Source organism: Streptomyces sp. KR55, from assembly GCF_052245645.1.
GTDB classification, from domain to species: Bacteria; Actinomycetota; Actinomycetes; order Streptomycetales; family Streptomycetaceae; genus Streptomyces; species Streptomyces flavusporus.
Map to the genome: position 1 here is coordinate 1 of NZ_JBQQCE010000227.1, position 14,924 is coordinate 14,924.

The window sequence follows — 14,924 nt, forward strand, 5'->3', positions numbered from 1 at the left end:
CGGCGGGGACGGTGATGGCGCACGGCGTACGCCAGCCGTAGCGCTGGATGAGGTCGGCGGTGACCACCGTCAGGCCGGCTGCGGGGCCACTCACCTGGAGCGGGGCGCCGCCGAGCCGGCCGACGACGAGTCCGCCCACGGCTGCGGCGACGAGGCCGGCCTGCAGAGGCGCGCCGGTGGCGAGGGCGATGCCGAGGGACAGCGGCAGGGCGATCAGGAAGACGGCGATGGAGGCCGACACGTCGGCGCCGGCGACGGGGAAGCGGCGGTGCCGGGGCGGTGGCGGGGTGTGCGGTGGGCGGGTGCGTTCGGGGCCGTAGGGGTCGGTGGCGCGAGTGGGGACGCAGGCTGACATGTTTCCCGTCTCCTCCGGGGCAGCGCGGTCGCGGAACAGGTGGTCCCGTCCGGCGGCGGGGTTGGGTCGCGGCCGTGGGTCACGGCGTGCAGCGGCGGGATGTGACAACTCTCAGTAAATGAATCGTAATGCAGGGTAAAGGTCAGGCATGGATTTTCCCGGCAAATGGGTTAAACCACCGCCTCGGTGGATGAAATGAGCTTTTGATCGGCTTGTCGTACTAGTTCCTTCTCCTTCTCATGCGACCTTGGCCGCGCTGCCAACTCATCGACTGGAGAAGGAAGGTGGGCGGAACATGGCCGCCACCCAGAGGATCGCCGCGGTCGCCGTGGTCGCCGCGGCCTGTGCCGCATCGCTCGCCGGTTGCACGACCGGCTCCGACAGTTCGGAGGAGGGGGCCCCCGGCCCGCAGCAGGGCGCCGGGGTACCCAGGAGCCCGGTCCGCCTGATCGGTGACGGCTCCACCGCGTTCACCGGGGCGCAGCCGCATCTGCCCCAGCCCGAGCGGCTGAAGCCCGGTGCGAAACCACCGCAGTTCGTGGTGTTCTCCTGGGACGGCGCCGGCGAGGACAGCCAGCACCTGTTCTCCCACTTCCGCAGGGTCGCCAGGGAGAACAACGCCACGATGACGTACTTCCTCAGCGGCGTGTACCTGCTGCCCGAGGACAGGAAGGACCTCTACCGCCCACCGCAGCACTCGCCGGGTCGCTCCGACATCGGCTTCAACGACCGCCAGGGCATCGCCGACACCGTGAAGCAGCTGCGGCTGGCGTGGTTGGAGGGCAACGAGATCGGCACTCACTTCAACGGTCACTTCTGCGGCAGCGGTGGCGTCGGTGAGTGGTCGGTGGAGGAGTGGAAGGAGGAAATCGCCCAGGCGAAGAAGTTCGTGAAGTCCTGGAAGACCAACGCCGGGATGGAGGACGCCTCCCCCCTGCCCTTCGACTACGACAAGGAGCTGATCGGAGCGCGCACTCCCTGCCTGGAGGGCCAGGAGAACTTCGTGAAGGCCGCCCGCGAGCTGGGCTTCCGCTACGACACCAGCGGCGTCAACAACCAGGTCTGGCCCGGCAAGAAGGAGGGCCTGTGGGACCTGTCGATGCAGCTCGTGCCATTCCCCGGACACACCTACGAACAGCTGACCATGGACTACAACTTCATGGTCAACCAGTCGGGCACCACCACCCAGGGCGACCCCGACAAGTACGAGTTCTGGGGCGACCAGATGCGCGACGGCCTGCTCCAGGGCTTCCAGCGGGCATACAACGGCAACCGCGCACCGCTGATCATCGGCAACCACTTCGAGTCCTGGAACGGTGGCGCCTACATGCGCGCCGTCGAGGAGGTCATCGAGCAGGTGTGCACCAAACCCGAGGTGCGCTGCGTCTCCTTCCGGCAGCTCGCGGACTGGCTGGACGCCCAGGACCCGAAGGCCCTCGCGAAACTGCGCACACTGAAGGTCGGTCAGGCCCCGAAGCACGGCTGGGGGTCCTTCCTGTCCGTGCGCCCCGCCCCGGCCCCGAAGGGAGTCCCCGGGGCGCCGGCGGACAGGCAGTAGGAGTCGTCACGCGGGGGTGGCGACACCCTCACTGAGCACGAACCCGGGATCGACCTGCGCCGCCAGGTCGACCCCGAGGCGCTCATTGCCCCAGGACTGGGCGTTCTTCAGGTGGAAGTGCACCATCTGGTGGGTGTAGCGCTCCCAGTCGCGCAGTTCGTACGTCGCGTCGGCGGCCGTACGCAACGTGCGCAGGGCGCGCTGGTTGACGTCCTCCAGGTGCTCGAACCGGGGCGGCCGGCCCTTCTCCATGGCGCGCACCCAGTCCGAGTGCCCGACGGTCTCGAGCAGGTCGTCTCCGACTTCGGCGCGGAGGAAGTCGAGGTCGTCCTGGCCCTGAACCTTGTTGCCGACGACCTTCAGCGCAACGCCGAAGTCGCGGGCGTACTCCTTGTACTGGCGATAGACGGAGACCCCCTTCCGGGTCGGCTCGGCGATGAGGAACGTGATGTCGAAGCGGGTGAACAGGCCGGAGGCGAAGGAGTCCGAGCCTGCGGTCATGTCGACCACGACGTACTCGTCGCGGCTGTCCACCAGGTGATTCAGGCACAGCTCCACCGCTCCGGTCTTGGAGTGGTAGCAGGCGACTCCCAGGTCGGCGTCCGTGAAGGGGCCGGTGACCATCAAACGGACGGCCCCGCCGTCGAGTTCCACCGGCCGGGCGCAGGCGTCGTAGACCGGATTGTCCTCGCGCACCCGGAGCAGCCGCGAGCCCTCGCCCGGCGGCGTGGTCTTGATCATCGAATCGGCCGAGCCGATGCGCGGGTTGGAGCCGCGCAGGTAGTCCTTGATCAGGGCGAGCCGATCGCCCATCGCGGGCAGTCGGGCGGCCTCCGCCTCCTCGAGGCCGAGCGCGGCCCCGAGGTGCTGGTTGATGTCGGCGTCGATCGCGATGACCGGGGCGCCCGAGGCCGCCAGGTGGCGGATGAACAGGGAGGACAGGGTGGTCTTGCCGCTGCCGCCCTTCCCGACGAAAGCAATTTTCATGTTCACCAAGGGTAGTGGCGCGCTGGCGGTGCGTGGCAGGTGCAGGTGAAGAAGACCACTCCATCGTGGGGTGTGCGCCCGGGGTGGCTAGGGTCGTACTCATGAGTACGACAGGTGGGACCGCCGATCCGTTCGCGGCCCTGGGTGCGCTGCCCGGTGTGGCCGAGTCGGTGGAGTCCGTGCGCAAGGCCGTGGATCGGGTCTACGGGCACCGGATCATGCGCCGGCGGAGCAACGAGATCACCTCCGAGGCGGCGCTGCGTGGCGCCCGCGGTTCCGCGGCGCTGTCCGGCGCGGACTGGGCCCTGGAGGAGGTGCGTCGGCGCACCGACTTCAGCGGGGACGACGAGGCGCGGGTCGTGGGCGCGGCGCTCCGGTTGACTGCTGAGGCCGGTCAACTGCTGTCCATCTGGCGGCAGTCGCCCCTGCGTGTGCTGGCCCGGCTGCACCTGGTGGCCGCCGCGGACAAGGCCGAGCAGGTGGGGCGGCCCCGTCGGCCGGGCGAGCCCGTCGACGAGCCGCTGATCGAGCAGCCGCTGCCGGATGCGGCCGAGGTGTCCGGGCGCCTGGAAGGCCTGGCCGAGCTGATCATCGCGGGCAGTTCGGCTCCCGCGCTGGTCACGGCGGCCGTCGTGCACGGTGAGCTGCTCGCACTGCGCCCCTTCGTCTCGCACAACGGTCTGGTCGCGCGCACGGCCGAGCGGATCGTCCTGGTGGGCAGCGGCCTCGACCCGAAGTCCGTCTGCCCGGCCGAGGTGGGGCACGCCGAGCTGGGCCGCACGGCCTATCGGGAGGCGTTCGACGGCTACCTCTCCGGCACTGCGGAGGGCATGGCGGCGTGGATCGCCCACTGTGGCAGGGCGGTCGAACTGGGCGTGCGCGAGTCGACGGCGGTGTGCGAGGCACTCCAGCGAGGGGCGGCGTAACCGTCCGAAAAGGGTTGCGGCGGTACGAGTTCTCGTACCGCCGCTGGCATGAGCACCGGGTTACCAAGCGTCCTCGATATGTCGCCCATCAGGTCGGGAACTTTGCCCGTCACCTGGTGCGGCTGGCCCGTAATCGACGGGTCGACGTCGCGTGGGTGCCCAGTGTTCATGCTCGGTCCGTGGGGCCAGTGTGCGAATTTAGGTTGATCCCTTCGGATGGCCTTGGTCTCGCGGGCCGTTAAGTCCTTTGTACTCCAGGTCCGGAGTGAGTGGAAGTGGTGGCTGTACTTCTTTACTTTTAGCCCTAAAGCCGTATTAAACGGGCACCGGTTTTCCCGACGTGGGTGTGGCCAGGTCAGATGGCCGCCGCCCGGCGCCGGTTCGCGTACCAGACAAGGCCGGCGGTGGCCGCCGCGGCCCCTATGGCGGCGGCCGCGACGAGCGCCGGACGCGGCGGTACGGAGAGGGCGGGCAGCCGCTGCTTGAGCCGGACCGGGCGGTGGAAGTCGAGAATCGGCCACCCGCGCGCGAGTGCCTCACGGCGCAGTGTGCGGTCCGGATTCACGGCGTGCGGACGGCCGACGGACTCCAGCATCGGCAGGTCGGTCGCCGAATCGCTGTAGGCGTAGCAGCGCGACAGGTCGTACCCCTCGGACGCGGCCAGCTCCCTGACGGCCTCCGCCTTCGTCGGGCCGTAGGCGTAGTACTCGATCTCGCCCGTGTAGCACCCGTCGTCGCCCACGACCATGCGCGTGGCGACCACCCGGTCGGCGCCGAGCAGTTCGCCGATCGGCTCGACCACCTCGGAACCCGACGTGGACACGATCACCACATCGCGTCCGGCGGTGTGGTGCTCCTCGATGAGGGAGGCGGCCTCGTCGTAGATGATCGGGTCGATGATGTCGTGCAGCGTCTCGGCGACGATCTCCCTGACCTGCTGGACGTTCCAGCCGCGGCACAGCGTGGACAGGTATGCGCGCATACGCTCGATCTGGTCATGGTCGGCGCCGCCCGCGAGGAACACGAACTGGGCATATGCGGATCGCAGGACACCTCGGCGGTTGATCAGTCCGCCTTGGTAGAACGACTTGCTGAAGGTGAGCGTGCTCGACTTCGCAATGACCGTCTTGTCCAGATCAAAGAAGGCCGCTGTGCGGGGCAAGGAGTGGTTTTCCACGCCCCAGAGCATAGGGGCAGCCCATTCGGCGTAAGGTGGGGCGCGTGGGTTTGCCTGAGAGGGCTCTCGGGTACACCATGGAAGTCACGGATCGTTCGCGACCGTGCTAACCCGGTCCGACTCCTCCCCCCCCGAGTCGGCCGTGGGGACGACCCCCGCTCTCCCCCCCGGCGGGGGTCGTCGCATGTCCGGGTGGGTTTTCTCGTTCTCCCTGTGGCCGCGGTGCGGCCTCGAGGCGGCCGCGGCCGCCTCTTTTGTATGCCCATGATCCGTCACTGTCGGTAGTCATCGGACTGCTCTCCGGAAGTCGCACAGGAGATGGTGCAGGGCTCACCGGTATGGGTGACGGCGATATTCACAACCATCGAGTTGTCCACAGTTATCGACCAAGATCCACACGATTTCCGGGATCGCTGCACCGTGATTCCTGCGCAGCCGCTCGCGGCGAGTTCCTGACCGGTTCCGTTTGCCGGACGCGTATGGCCGGTTTCTGTCGGCTGTTCATATGGAGGCCGCCGGCCGGTTCTTCACACGTTCGGGAATCGCGGGGCCGCAGGGGCTGCGCGAACGAAGCAGACAAGCAGCGAAGGGGGAGGAAACCGTGACCGGAACCTTCACACACGATCCGCCGTCGGCCGCCGGAGGGCGGCAGAGCCGACCGCTGATCATCACCGAGGACGCCGAACTCCTCGACGACCTGCTGCGCCTGTGCGCGGCGGCCGGAGCCACACCCGAGGTCCACCACTGTGTGCCGGAGCGGGGCGGCGGCTGGGAGGCCGCGCCACTCGTTCTCGTGGGGGACGACGCCGCGCGGCGGGTGCGAGGGGCCGCGCGCAGACACGGAGTGGTGCTGGTCGGCCGTGACCAGGACGACCCCGGCGTGTGGAAGCGGGCCGTCCGGATCGGTGCCGACCACGTCCTGATGCTGCCCGACGGCGAGCAGTGGCTGGTCGACCGCATCGCCGACGTCGCCGAGGGCGTCGGCCGGCCCGCGCTCACCGTCGGTGTCATCGGCGGCCGCGGCGGCGCCGGAGCGTCCACGTTGGCCTGCGCACTCGCCGTCACCTCCGCGCGCGAGGGACTGCGCACCCTCCTGGTGGACGCCGATCCGCTCGGCGGCGGACTCGACGTACTCCTCGGCGGCGAGACCGCCGAGGGACTGCGCTGGCCCGCATTCGCCGCCTCGCGCGGGCGGGTGGGCAGCGGCGCCCTGGAGGAGTCACTGCCCCGACTGCACTCGCTGCGGGTGCTGAGCTGGGACCGCGGCGACTGCGTCGCCATCCCGCCGCAGGCCGTACGGGCGGTGCTCGCCGCGGCCCGGCGCCGGGGCGGCACCGTCGTGGTCGATCTGCCGCGCCGCCTCGACGACTCGGTCGCCGAGGCCCTCGCCCAGGTCGACATCGGGCTCCTCGTGGTCCCGGCCGAGCTGCGCGCGGTCGCGGCGGCCGGGCGGGTGGCGTCCGTGGCCGGCATGGTGCTGCGGGACCTGCGGGTGGCGGTACGGGGGCCGTACACGCCCGGGCTGGACGACCGCGAGGTGGCCCGGCTGCTCGGACTGCCGCTGGCCGGCGAGGTGCCCGTCGAGACGGGGCTGCTGCGCCCCCACGAGGGCAAGGCGCCGCCCGGCGCGGCCCGCGGTCCGCTGGCGCGCTTCTGCACGGGGTTTTGGGAGCGGGCGCTGGTCGAGGCGGGTGTCGCATGAACACCGTCACCGGGCCACTGCTGGACGGCGTGCGGCAGTGGCTGGCCGAGAGCGGCGCCGAACCCACCCCCGCGCGCGTGGCGCAGGCGCTGCGCGAGCAGGGGCGGGTGCTCGGAGACGCCGAAGTTCTGGGGGCCGCCGAGCAGTTGCGGTGCGAGCTGGTCGGCAGCGGGCCGTTGGAGCCGCTGCTCGCCGATCCGTCCGTGACCGACGTACTGGTGTCCGCTCCCGACCGGGTCTGGGTGGACCGGGGTGGGGGTCTGGAGCTGACGTCCGTCTCCTTCCCGGATGCGGCGGCGGTACGACGGCTCGCGCAGCGCCTGGCCGCGGTGGCCGGGCGGCGCCTGGACGACGCCAGGCCGTGGGCCGACGCCCGGCTGCCGGACGGCACACGACTGCATGCGGTTCTGCCGCCGGTCGCCGTGGGCTGTACGTGCCTGTCCCTGCGCGTCGTGCGCCCGCGCGCGTTCACGCTCGACGAGCTCGTGGCGGCGGGCACGGTGCCGCCGGGCGGGGACCGCGTGCTGCGGGCACTACTCCGGGCGCGGCTGTCCTTCCTGATCAGCGGCGGTACAGGCAGCGGCAAGACGACGCTGCTGAGCGCGCTGCTGGGGCTGGTCGGGCCGGGTGAGCGGATCGTGCTCGCCGAGGACTCGGCCGAGTTGCGGCCGGACCACCCGCATGTCGTACGCCTGGAGAGCAGACCCGCCAACCAGGAGGGCGCCGGGCTCGTCACGCTCCAGGACCTGGTGCGGCAGGCGTTGCGGATGCGGCCGGACCGGCTGGTCGTGGGAGAGGTGCGCGGACCCGAAGTGGTGCATCTGCTGGCCGCGTTGAACACCGGCCACGAGGGCGGCTGCGGGACCGTCCACGCCAACGCGGCCGCCGACGTACCGGCCCGCCTGGAAGCGCTCGGCACGGCGGCCGGGCTCGACCGGGCCGCGCTGCACAGCCAGTTGGCGGCTGCCCTGTCGGTCGTACTGCACCTCGTCCGCGACCGGACCGGGCGGCGGCGGATCGCCGAGGTCCATGTGCTGGAGCGGGACCCTTCGGGGCTGGTCAGGACGGTACCGGCGCTGCGGTGGGGCGCGGATGCGTTTGTCCGCGAGCGGGGCTGGGAGCGGTTGTGGGCGTTGCTCGGCTGGGCGGGGTTGCCTTCCGGCGGGGTGGGTGAGACGGGGGTGCCTTCCGGCGGGGCAGGTGAGGCAGGGCTGCTCTCCGGCGGGGCGGGCGAGGCGGAGCTGCTTTCCGGCGGGGACGAGTGGGAGTCGGCCTGCGGCAGGGATGAGGAGGAGGTGCTCTACGGCAGGGGCCAGCGAGGGCTGCTTGGTGGTGGGAACGAGCGGGAGCTGTTTCGCAGCAGGAACGAGAGGGGCGGTGAGCGGTATGGGTGAGACGGCGTTGAGTGCGGCCGTCGTGTGTGCCGGGGCGGCGGTGTGGCTGATGGGTGGCCGGTATTCCGGAGCGCGGCGGGCGCAACTGCTGCTTGCCGGCGGCGGGGTGGTGGGCAGTGGGCCTCCCGGGTGGCGGCGGCTGGCCGGCGAGCTGCGGCGGGTGCGGGGGCGGCTGCAGGCCGAGTGGTGGGCGGTGGTCGCCGGCGCGGTGCTCGCGGTGCTGGGGTCGTCGGTGCTGCCGGTCGTCGCGGGGGCGGCCGGAGTGCCACTGCTGCGCCGGGCACGGCTGGCCGGGGAGGCGCGACGGACACGGGAGCGCCGGGCGGACGAGGTGATCGTGCTGTGCGGGACGCTCGCCGGCGAGGTGCGGGCCGGACGGCAGCCGGGACAGGCGTTGCTGAGGGCCGCGCGTGACTCCGGAGGGCTCGGAGACGCGCAGGCGGCCGTGCTGGCGGCGGCGCGGTTCGGCGGGGACGTGCCGGGGGCGCTGGCGGCCGCGGCACGGCAGCCGGGGGCCGACGGGCTGCTGGGCCTCGCGGCGTGCTGGCGGGTCGCCGTGGACCGGGGCGCGGGACTCGCGGCCGGGCTCGACCGGCTCGAAGCGGCGCTGCGCGCCGAACGGGACCAACGTGCCGAGCTGCGCGCCCAGTTGGCCGGCTCCCGCTCCACGGCGGTGATGCTCGCCGCGCTGCCCGCCCTCGGCCTGCTCCTCGGCGCCGCGTTGGGCGCAGACCCGCTGCACGTCCTGTTGCACACCGGCGCCGGGCTGGGCTGCCTGCTGATCGGCGGGGTTCTGGAGGGCGTGGGGTTGTGGTGGGCGCTGCGGATCGTGAAGGGAGCCGAGTCGACATGAGCGCGGACGTTGTCCACAGGCTGGGGGTGGCCCTGGGGGGCGCGCTGGTCCTGGCGTGGTTGCTGCGGCGGATGGAGGTCGCGCGGCGGGAACGCCGGGTACGGCGGCGGCTGGCCGGACTGCTGGCCCTGGACACCGCGGTCGCCGGCCCGCGATTCGAGGTGGCGGGCGTGGTGCGGCGGTGGTGGCCGACGGTCGGTGTGGTGGGCGTCGGATGGGTCCTGGTCGGTGGGGGCGCGGGTGTCCTCGTGGGACTCGTCGGCGCGGGCGGGTTGTGGCGGTGGCGTCACCGGCGAACCGTGCCGGACCGGGGTGAGGAGTCCGACGCCCATACGGCCGCCCGGCAACTTCCGCTCGCCGCCGATCTGTTGGCGGCCTGCATCGCGGCCGGCGCCGGTCCGGCGATCGCCGCACAGGCCGTCGGCGAGGCCCTGGGCGGCCCGGTCGGGGAGGCGCTCGCCCGGGGTGCGGCGGAGGTACGGCTCGGCGGCGAACCGGCCGAGGCCTGGCGGAGGTTGGCTGCGACACCGGGCGCCGCCGCCCTGGCGCGGCTGTTGGAACGGGCCGGCGTCTCCGGGCTCCCCGCGGCCGGACCCGTCGTGAAGATCGCCGCGGACGCCCGCGCCGAATGGTCCCGCACCGCGACGGCTCGGGCCCGGCGGGCGGCCGTCATGGTCACCGCGCCCGTCGGGTTGTGCTTCCTGCCCTCGTTCATCGCGGTCGGCGTGCTGCCCGTGGTGATCGGACTGGCGGGCGGGGTGCTGGGAGGGGGTGGTGGTTGAGGGGCGGCGCTGGTGTGGACGTACGGCGGACAGCAATTGACCGCAGCAGTGAGCGCTGAGCGCTCAACCAATGATCGGCAAGCGATCAACGGCACGGAACCTCAAGGGGGTTGAGATGAACAAGGCAGTACGGGCGCGTGTGCGCGCCCTGGTGTGCGGGATGCGCGGCGGGCGGAAGGAGGCCGGAATGGTCACCTCCGAGTACGCGGTGGGAATCGTCGCGGCAGTGGCCTTCGCGGTGCTCCTCTACAAGGTGGTGACGAGCGGGCAGGTCAGCGCGGAGCTGCAGAAGATCGTGAAGGATGCCCTCGATGCGCGGATGTGAGCGGCGTGCGCGGCGCGCGGACCAGGGGTTCGTGACGGCGGAAGCGGCCGTGGTGCTGCCCGTGCTGGTGATGTTCGCGATGGGGCTGGTGTGGGGACTGCTCGTCGTGGCCGCGCAGATCCAGTGCGTGGATGCGGCACGGACGGGCGCCCGTGCGGCGGCCCGGCAGGACCCGCACGACGCGGTCGTCGAAGTGGCTCGTGAGGCCGCCCCGCCCGGGGCGAAGGTCACGCTCAGCCGGGAGGGCGATCAGGTCCGGGTCGTGGTGGTGGCCGAGGCTCCTGCGCTGGGCGGTTTGTCCTACGAGGTACGGGAGGAGGCCGTCGCGGCCGCCGAGGAGACGGCGGAGGTGGGCGGATGAGGGGCGGTGAATCGGACCGCGGGTCCGCCACCGCCTGGAGCGTCGGTGCGATCGCTGTCCTGTGTGTGGTGTTCGGCGTCGTACTCGCTCTGGGGCAGGCCGTCGTGACCCGGCATCGCGCGGCCGGCGGCGCGGACCTCGCGGCCCTCGCCGCGGCGGACCACTGGGCGCAGGGCGGCACGGCGGCCTGCGCCCGGGCGGACCGGGTGGCGCGGGCGCAGGGCACGCGGCTGGTGCGGTGCGTGCTCGTGGGTGAGGTCTCGGACGTGACGGCGGCGGCCGGGCGGGGGCCGTTCGCGGCGGAGGTCAGGGCGCGGGCGGGTCCTGCGGGGCCGACGGGTCCTGCGGGGCCGGTCCCGCCGACGGACCTTCCGGCTCCCCCGCCTTCTCCTCAGGCGCCCCCCGCAACAGCACCGTGAGCAACCGCACTGCTCCCCGTTTGTGCAGCGGATCGTTGCCGTTGCCGCACTTGGGGGACTGGATGCAGGACGGGCAGCCGGCGTCGCACTCGCAGGAGGCGATGGCCTGGCGGGTGGCGGTGAGCCAGGCGCGGGCGGTGTGGAAGGCGCGCTCCGCGAAGCCCGCGCCGCCGGGGTGGCCGTCGTACACGAAGACCGTCGGCAGGAGCGTGTCCGGGTGCAGCGGGACGGACACGCCGCCGATGTCCCAGCGGTCGCAGGTCGCGAACAGCGGCAGCATGCCGATGGACGCATGCTCGGCGGCGTGCAGCGCGCCGCCGAGGATCTCCGGGCTGATGCGGGCCTCGTCCAGCTGGTCCTCGGTGACCGTCCACCACACCGCGCGCGTGCGAAGCGTACGAGGAGGGAGGTCGAGTTTGGTCTCGCCCAGGACCTCGCCGGTGATGAGACGGCGGCGGAGGAAGGAGACGACCTGGTTGGTGACCTCGACGGAGCCGTAGCACAGGCGGCCCTCGCCCCAGGGGATCTCGACGTCCGTCTCCAGCACGGAGATCGACGTCGTGTCGCGGGCGACCGTGGAGTACGGCGGGTTGGCCTCCTCGACCAGGGCGACCGAGTCGTCCAGGTCGAGGGAGCAGACCAGATACGTACGGCCCTGGTGGAGGTGGACGGCGCCCTCGTGCACGGTCGTGTGCGCGGCGCCGGCGTCCACCGTGCCCAGCAGCCGGCCGGTGCCGGCCTCGACGATCTGGACGGGTCGGCCGCCCTCGCCGCGGATGTCGGCCAGGTCGGCCGCCCGCTCCCGGCGGGTCCAGTGCCAGGCCTTCGTCCGGCGGCGCAGCAGCTTCGCGGCCTCCAGCTGCGGGAGCAGCTCCGCGCATGCGGGGCCGAACAGCTCCAGGTCGTCCTCGACCAGGGGGAGCTCCTCGGCGGCAGCGCACAGGTGGGGTGCGAGGACGTAGGGGTTGTCGGGGTCGAGGACCGTGGATTCCACCGGTTGGTCGAACAGGGCCTCCGGATGGTGGACCAGGAACGTGTCCAGTGGGTCGTCACGGGCGACCAGGACGGCCAGGGCACCCTGGCCCGAGCGGCCCGCCCGGCCGGCCTGCTGCCACAGGGACGCGCGCGTGCCGGGATATCCGGCGATCACGACCGCGTCCAGGCCCGAGACGTCGACGCCCAGCTCCAGGGCGGTGGTCGCGGCCAGGCCGAGGAGCTCGCCGGAGTGCAGGGCGCGCTCCAGGGCACGGCGCTCCTCCGGGAGATAGCCGCCACGGTACGCGGCCACGCGCCGGGACAGCGAGCGATCGATCTCCGCGAGCCGTTCTTGGGCGATCACGGAGATCAGCTCGGCGCCGCGCCGGGAGCGTACGAAGGCGACGGAGCGCACGCCCTGCACGGTGAGGTCGGTGAGCAGGTCGGCCGTCTCGGCGGTCGCCGTGCGCCGTACCGGCGCGCCCTTCTCGCCCCGCATCTCGGTGAGCGGGGGCTCCCAGAGGGCGAACACCAGCTCACCGCGCGGGGAGGCGTCGTCGGCGACCTCCACCACCGGGAGGCCGGTGAGGCGGCGGGCGGCCACGGCGGGCTCGGCGGCGGTCGCGGAGGCCAGCAGGAAGACCGGCGACGCGCCGTAGCGGGCGCACAGTCTGCGCAGCCTGCGCAGCACCTGGGCGACGTGCGAGCCGAAGACGCCGCGGTAGGTGTGGCACTCGTCGATGACGACGTACTTCAGCGACTTCAGGAAGGAGGACCAGCGCGGGTGGGACGGCAATATGCCGCGGTGCAGCATGTCGGGGTTGGTGAGGACGTACGTGGCGTACTGGCGGATCCACTCGCGTTCCTCGAACGGGGTGTCGCCGTCGTACACGGCCGGCCGTACCGCCTGGCCCAGGGGATGTGAAAGTTCCTTCACGGCTCGGCACTGGTCCGCCGCAAGTGCCTTCGTGGGGGCCAGGTAGAGGGCCGTGGCGCCGCGGCCGTTCGGAGCCGCCGAGCCGTCCAGGAGCGTCGAGAGGACGGGGACGAGGTAGGCCAGGGACTTGCCCGACGCCGTGCCGGTGGCGACGACGACCGAGTCGCCGTCCAGGGCGTGCTCGGCCGCCCGGGCCTGGTGGGCCCAGGGGTGTTCGATGCCCGCGGCCTGCACCGCCGTGATGACCTCGGAGCGGATCCGGTCGGGCCAGACTGCATGGCGGCCCGCCCGCGGGGGCAAGTGCTCCGTATGAGTGATGCGCGAAGCCCGGCTCGGCCCCGAGGCGAGCCGGTCCAGGACCGTGCCCGGCGCGGGGCGGGAGGCGGTGTCCGCCGGGGTTCGATCGGATCGGTGATTCTTGGCCATCGGCACCGAGTGTGTCACCGGCGTGACGGACAATGGGTCCAAGGCGTCGTGCACGCCTGCCGGTAAGTGATTGAATGCCATCGCGGCTGGCGAACCGTCCAGGGGGATCTGCCGAGATGTCCCGAGGACGACCGCTCGATAGCAAGGTGCTGGAGGATCCGTGGACCTGTCCCTGTCGACCGAGACCATCGGCGATCGCACGATCGTCAGGGTCGGTGGCGAAATCGACGTATATACCGCGCCCAAGCTGCGCGAGCAGCTGGTCGAGCTGGTGAACGACGGCAGTTTCCACCTCGTCGTCGACATGGAGGGCGTGGACTTCCTCGACTCCACCGGGCTCGGCGTGCTGGTCGGCGGCCTGAAGCGAGTGCGGGCCCATGAGGGCTCACTGCGCTTGGTCTGCAACCAGGAGCGCATTCTCAAGATCTTCCGTATCACCGGCCTCACCAAGGTGTTCCCGATCCACACCTCGGTCGAGGAAGCGGTGGCGGCCACCGACTGATCACCGCCCCGGGCCGTGTGCCCGGGGCGGAAGAGTTGAAGACGGGGGCTGGGCTGTCGGCGGCCCGGCCCTCTGACAGCACGCCCGTAGCTCCGAGGGGGATGCATGGCCACCGTCGAACTCCGCTTCAGCGCGCTGCCCGAGCACGTCAGGACCGCCCGACTGGTGGCGGCGGCGGTGGCGCGCAGGGCCGGGGTGGACGAGGCCGTCCTCGACGAGGTCAGGCTCGCTGTCGGCGAGGCCTGCTCCCGTGCCGTGGGCCTGCATCAGAGCAGCGGGATCACGGCGCCGGTGAAGGTGGCGCTGATCGAAGAGGAGAAACAGTTCTCCATCGAGGTCGGCGACGAGGCGCCGCACGCCGCCCCCCGGGGCGGAGAGCCCGGAGCCGCCGCCGACGACCCCGACGCGGAGGCCGAGGAGGACGAGATGGGCCTCGCCGTCATCAGCGGCCTGGTCGACGATGTGGAGGTTTCCACCGGGGAGCACGGCGGCCTGATCCGTATGACGTGGCCGACCACTCCGCCGCCGGCCGCGGCGCTCCCCTGACACACAACCCGAACAGCCGTACACCCGAGGGCCCTGCTGAGCAGGGCCCTCGGGTGTTTTTCCGCAAAGGGCACCAGAATTCGTGAAGGAATTCACGATCAATCGCTGCTCCGTGGCCTTGATCGGTGGGCAGAATTCGATCAAGCGTCCAACGTGTCTGGGGCATTACGACTTTCGGGTTCCGCGGTCTCCTGCGATCATTTGCTCCAGAGCATGTGAAGGCGAATTCCGTTTGCCGCGCCCTGTTTTGATCAGGTCCGGCTCCCTACAATCCGTCCACATCTTGAGCTCAGCCCAAGCGTCAAGGAGGACGAATGGCGGGGCTTTCTACCCCTCATCGGTTGGACCACACCACAGACCACACCACAACCTTCGCAGCCGCAGTGCTGACCGACGACAACCGCGTCATGGTGATGGTCATCGCGGCCGTCGCGTTGGCTGCGCTCGTGGTCGCCGGCGTGCTGTTGCGCCAGGTGCTCGCGGCGGGCGAGGGCACCGACAGCATGAAGAAGATCGCAGCGGCCATCCAGGAAGGCGCGAACGCCTATCTGACCCGGCAGCTGCGCACGCTCGGCGTATTCGCCGTCGTCGTGTTCTTCCTGCTCATGCTGCTGCCCGCGGACGACTGGAATCAGCGCGCCGGACGATCGGTGTTCTTCTTGATCGGCGCGGCGTTCTCGGCAGCCACCGGCTATATCG

Annotated in this window: 16 protein-coding genes; 12 read left to right on the plus strand and 4 right to left on the minus strand. The window is 71.6% G+C overall.

What is annotated here, in order from left to right; all coding sequences use genetic code 11:
• The coding region (locus tag ACTWQJ_RS29000) for a SulP family inorganic anion transporter (protein ID WP_443309494.1) at positions 1-355 on the minus strand (355 nt) is incomplete at its 3' end.
• Positions 356-650: 295 nt separating this feature from the next.
• On the opposite strand from ACTWQJ_RS29000, the gene ACTWQJ_RS29005 reads away from it, so the two are divergent.
• Positions 651-1,913 (plus strand): polysaccharide deacetylase family protein, encoded by a 1,263-nt coding sequence (locus ACTWQJ_RS29005; RefSeq protein ID WP_443309495.1) that lies wholly within the window; start codon positions 651-653, stop codon positions 1,911-1,913.
• 6 nt (positions 1,914-1,919) lie between these two features.
• Here the strand turns inward: ACTWQJ_RS29005 and ACTWQJ_RS29010 are convergent, their stop codons facing one another.
• Positions 1,920-2,900: a nucleotide-binding protein gene (locus ACTWQJ_RS29010; RefSeq protein WP_443309496.1), complete on the minus strand. Its 981-nt coding sequence runs from the start codon at positions 2,898-2,900 to the stop codon at positions 1,920-1,922.
• A 101-nt stretch (positions 2,901-3,001) separates the two neighbouring features.
• On the opposite strand from ACTWQJ_RS29010, the gene ACTWQJ_RS29015 reads away from it, so the two are divergent.
• The gene (locus ACTWQJ_RS29015; protein ID WP_443309497.1) at positions 3,002-3,826 is read left to right on the plus strand and encodes an oxidoreductase; all 825 of its coding nucleotides are present in this window, start codon (positions 3,002-3,004) and stop codon (positions 3,824-3,826) included.
• A gap of 355 nt (positions 3,827-4,181) precedes the next feature.
• On the opposite strand, the gene ACTWQJ_RS29020 is transcribed toward ACTWQJ_RS29015, so the two are convergent.
• Positions 4,182-5,015, minus strand: coding sequence for an HAD family hydrolase (locus ACTWQJ_RS29020; RefSeq protein WP_443309498.1), 834 nt, complete (start codon positions 5,013-5,015; stop codon positions 4,182-4,184).
• A 589-nt stretch (positions 5,016-5,604) separates the two neighbouring features.
• Here ACTWQJ_RS29020 and ssd point away from each other — a divergent pair.
• From ssd to ACTWQJ_RS29055, 7 genes are all read left to right on the plus strand, one after another.
• Entirely contained in the window at positions 5,605-6,705 is a 1,101-nt protein-coding gene (gene ssd, locus ACTWQJ_RS29025) for a septum site-determining protein Ssd (RefSeq protein WP_443309499.1), read from the plus strand.
• The gene (locus ACTWQJ_RS29030) at positions 6,702-8,099 is read left to right on the plus strand and encodes a TadA family conjugal transfer-associated ATPase (protein ID WP_443309500.1); all 1,398 of its coding nucleotides are present in this window, start codon (positions 6,702-6,704) and stop codon (positions 8,097-8,099) included. The genes ssd and ACTWQJ_RS29030 overlap by 4 nt, the downstream gene beginning before the upstream one ends.
• The gene (locus ACTWQJ_RS29035; RefSeq protein WP_443309507.1) at positions 8,092-8,952 is read left to right on the plus strand and encodes a type II secretion system F family protein; all 861 of its coding nucleotides are present in this window, start codon (positions 8,092-8,094) and stop codon (positions 8,950-8,952) included. Before ACTWQJ_RS29030 ends, ACTWQJ_RS29035 begins: the two co-directional genes overlap by 8 nt.
• The gene (locus ACTWQJ_RS29040) at positions 8,949-9,734 is read left to right on the plus strand and encodes a type II secretion system F family protein (protein WP_443309501.1); all 786 of its coding nucleotides are present in this window, start codon (positions 8,949-8,951) and stop codon (positions 9,732-9,734) included. Before ACTWQJ_RS29035 ends, ACTWQJ_RS29040 begins: the two co-directional genes overlap by 4 nt.
• Before the next feature lie 115 nt (positions 9,735-9,849).
• Complete coding sequence (locus ACTWQJ_RS29045) at positions 9,850-10,059, plus strand: DUF4244 domain-containing protein (RefSeq protein ID WP_443309502.1); 210 nt, start codon at positions 9,850-9,852, stop codon at positions 10,057-10,059.
• Positions 10,046-10,420, plus strand: a complete 375-nt coding sequence (locus ACTWQJ_RS29050) for a TadE family type IV pilus minor pilin (protein WP_385513261.1) — start codon at positions 10,046-10,048, stop codon at positions 10,418-10,420. The genes ACTWQJ_RS29045 and ACTWQJ_RS29050 overlap by 14 nt, the downstream gene beginning before the upstream one ends.
• The gene (locus ACTWQJ_RS29055; protein ID WP_443309503.1) at positions 10,417-10,839 is read left to right on the plus strand and encodes an Rv3654c family TadE-like protein; all 423 of its coding nucleotides are present in this window, start codon (positions 10,417-10,419) and stop codon (positions 10,837-10,839) included. The genes ACTWQJ_RS29050 and ACTWQJ_RS29055 overlap by 4 nt, the downstream gene beginning before the upstream one ends.
• On the opposite strand, the gene ACTWQJ_RS29060 is transcribed toward ACTWQJ_RS29055, so the two are convergent.
• Positions 10,727-13,258, minus strand: a complete 2,532-nt coding sequence (locus ACTWQJ_RS29060) for a DEAD/DEAH box helicase (RefSeq protein WP_443309504.1) — start codon at positions 13,256-13,258, stop codon at positions 10,727-10,729. The genes ACTWQJ_RS29055 and ACTWQJ_RS29060 overlap by 113 nt on opposite strands.
• A 79-nt stretch (positions 13,259-13,337) precedes the next feature.
• Between ACTWQJ_RS29060 and bldG the strand changes: the two genes are divergently transcribed.
• The 3 genes from bldG to ACTWQJ_RS29075 form a co-directional block, all read left to right on the plus strand.
• Positions 13,338-13,679, plus strand: a complete 342-nt coding sequence (gene bldG / locus ACTWQJ_RS29065; protein WP_024885807.1) for an anti-sigma factor antagonist BldG — start codon at positions 13,338-13,340, stop codon at positions 13,677-13,679.
• A gap of 105 nt (positions 13,680-13,784) precedes the next feature.
• Positions 13,785-14,225 (plus strand): ATP-binding protein, encoded by a 441-nt coding sequence (locus tag ACTWQJ_RS29070; protein ID WP_443309505.1) that lies wholly within the window; start codon positions 13,785-13,787, stop codon positions 14,223-14,225.
• 314 nt (positions 14,226-14,539) lie between these two features.
• The coding region (locus ACTWQJ_RS29075; protein WP_443309506.1) for a sodium/proton-translocating pyrophosphatase at positions 14,540-14,924 on the plus strand (385 nt) is incomplete at its 3' end.

Coding starts and splice junctions, on each gene's coding strand:
- ACTWQJ_RS29005 (WP_443309495.1), top strand. CDS start 651: ATGGCCGCCACCCAGAGGATCGCCGCGGTCGCCGTGGTCGCCGCGGCC.
- ACTWQJ_RS29010 (WP_443309496.1), bottom strand. CDS start 2,900: ATGAAAATTGCTTTCGTCGGGAAGGGCGGCAGCGGCAAGACCACCCTG.
- ACTWQJ_RS29015 (WP_443309497.1), top strand. CDS start 3,002: ATGAGTACGACAGGTGGGACCGCCGATCCGTTCGCGGCCCTGGGTGCG.
- ACTWQJ_RS29020 (WP_443309498.1), bottom strand. CDS start 5,015: ATGCTCTGGGGCGTGGAAAACCACTCCTTGCCCCGCACAGCGGCCTTC.
- ACTWQJ_RS29030 (WP_443309500.1), top strand. CDS start 6,702: ATGAACACCGTCACCGGGCCACTGCTGGACGGCGTGCGGCAGTGGCTG.
- ACTWQJ_RS29035 (WP_443309507.1), top strand. CDS start 8,092: ATGGGTGAGACGGCGTTGAGTGCGGCCGTCGTGTGTGCCGGGGCGGCG.
- ACTWQJ_RS29040 (WP_443309501.1), top strand. CDS start 8,949: ATGAGCGCGGACGTTGTCCACAGGCTGGGGGTGGCCCTGGGGGGCGCG.
- ACTWQJ_RS29045 (WP_443309502.1), top strand. CDS start 9,850: ATGAACAAGGCAGTACGGGCGCGTGTGCGCGCCCTGGTGTGCGGGATG.
- ACTWQJ_RS29050 (WP_385513261.1), top strand. CDS start 10,046: ATGCGCGGATGTGAGCGGCGTGCGCGGCGCGCGGACCAGGGGTTCGTG.
- ACTWQJ_RS29055 (WP_443309503.1), top strand. CDS start 10,417: ATGAGGGGCGGTGAATCGGACCGCGGGTCCGCCACCGCCTGGAGCGTC.
- ACTWQJ_RS29060 (WP_443309504.1), bottom strand. CDS start 13,258: ATGGCATTCAATCACTTACCGGCAGGCGTGCACGACGCCTTGGACCCA.
- ACTWQJ_RS29070 (WP_443309505.1), top strand. CDS start 13,785: ATGGCCACCGTCGAACTCCGCTTCAGCGCGCTGCCCGAGCACGTCAGG.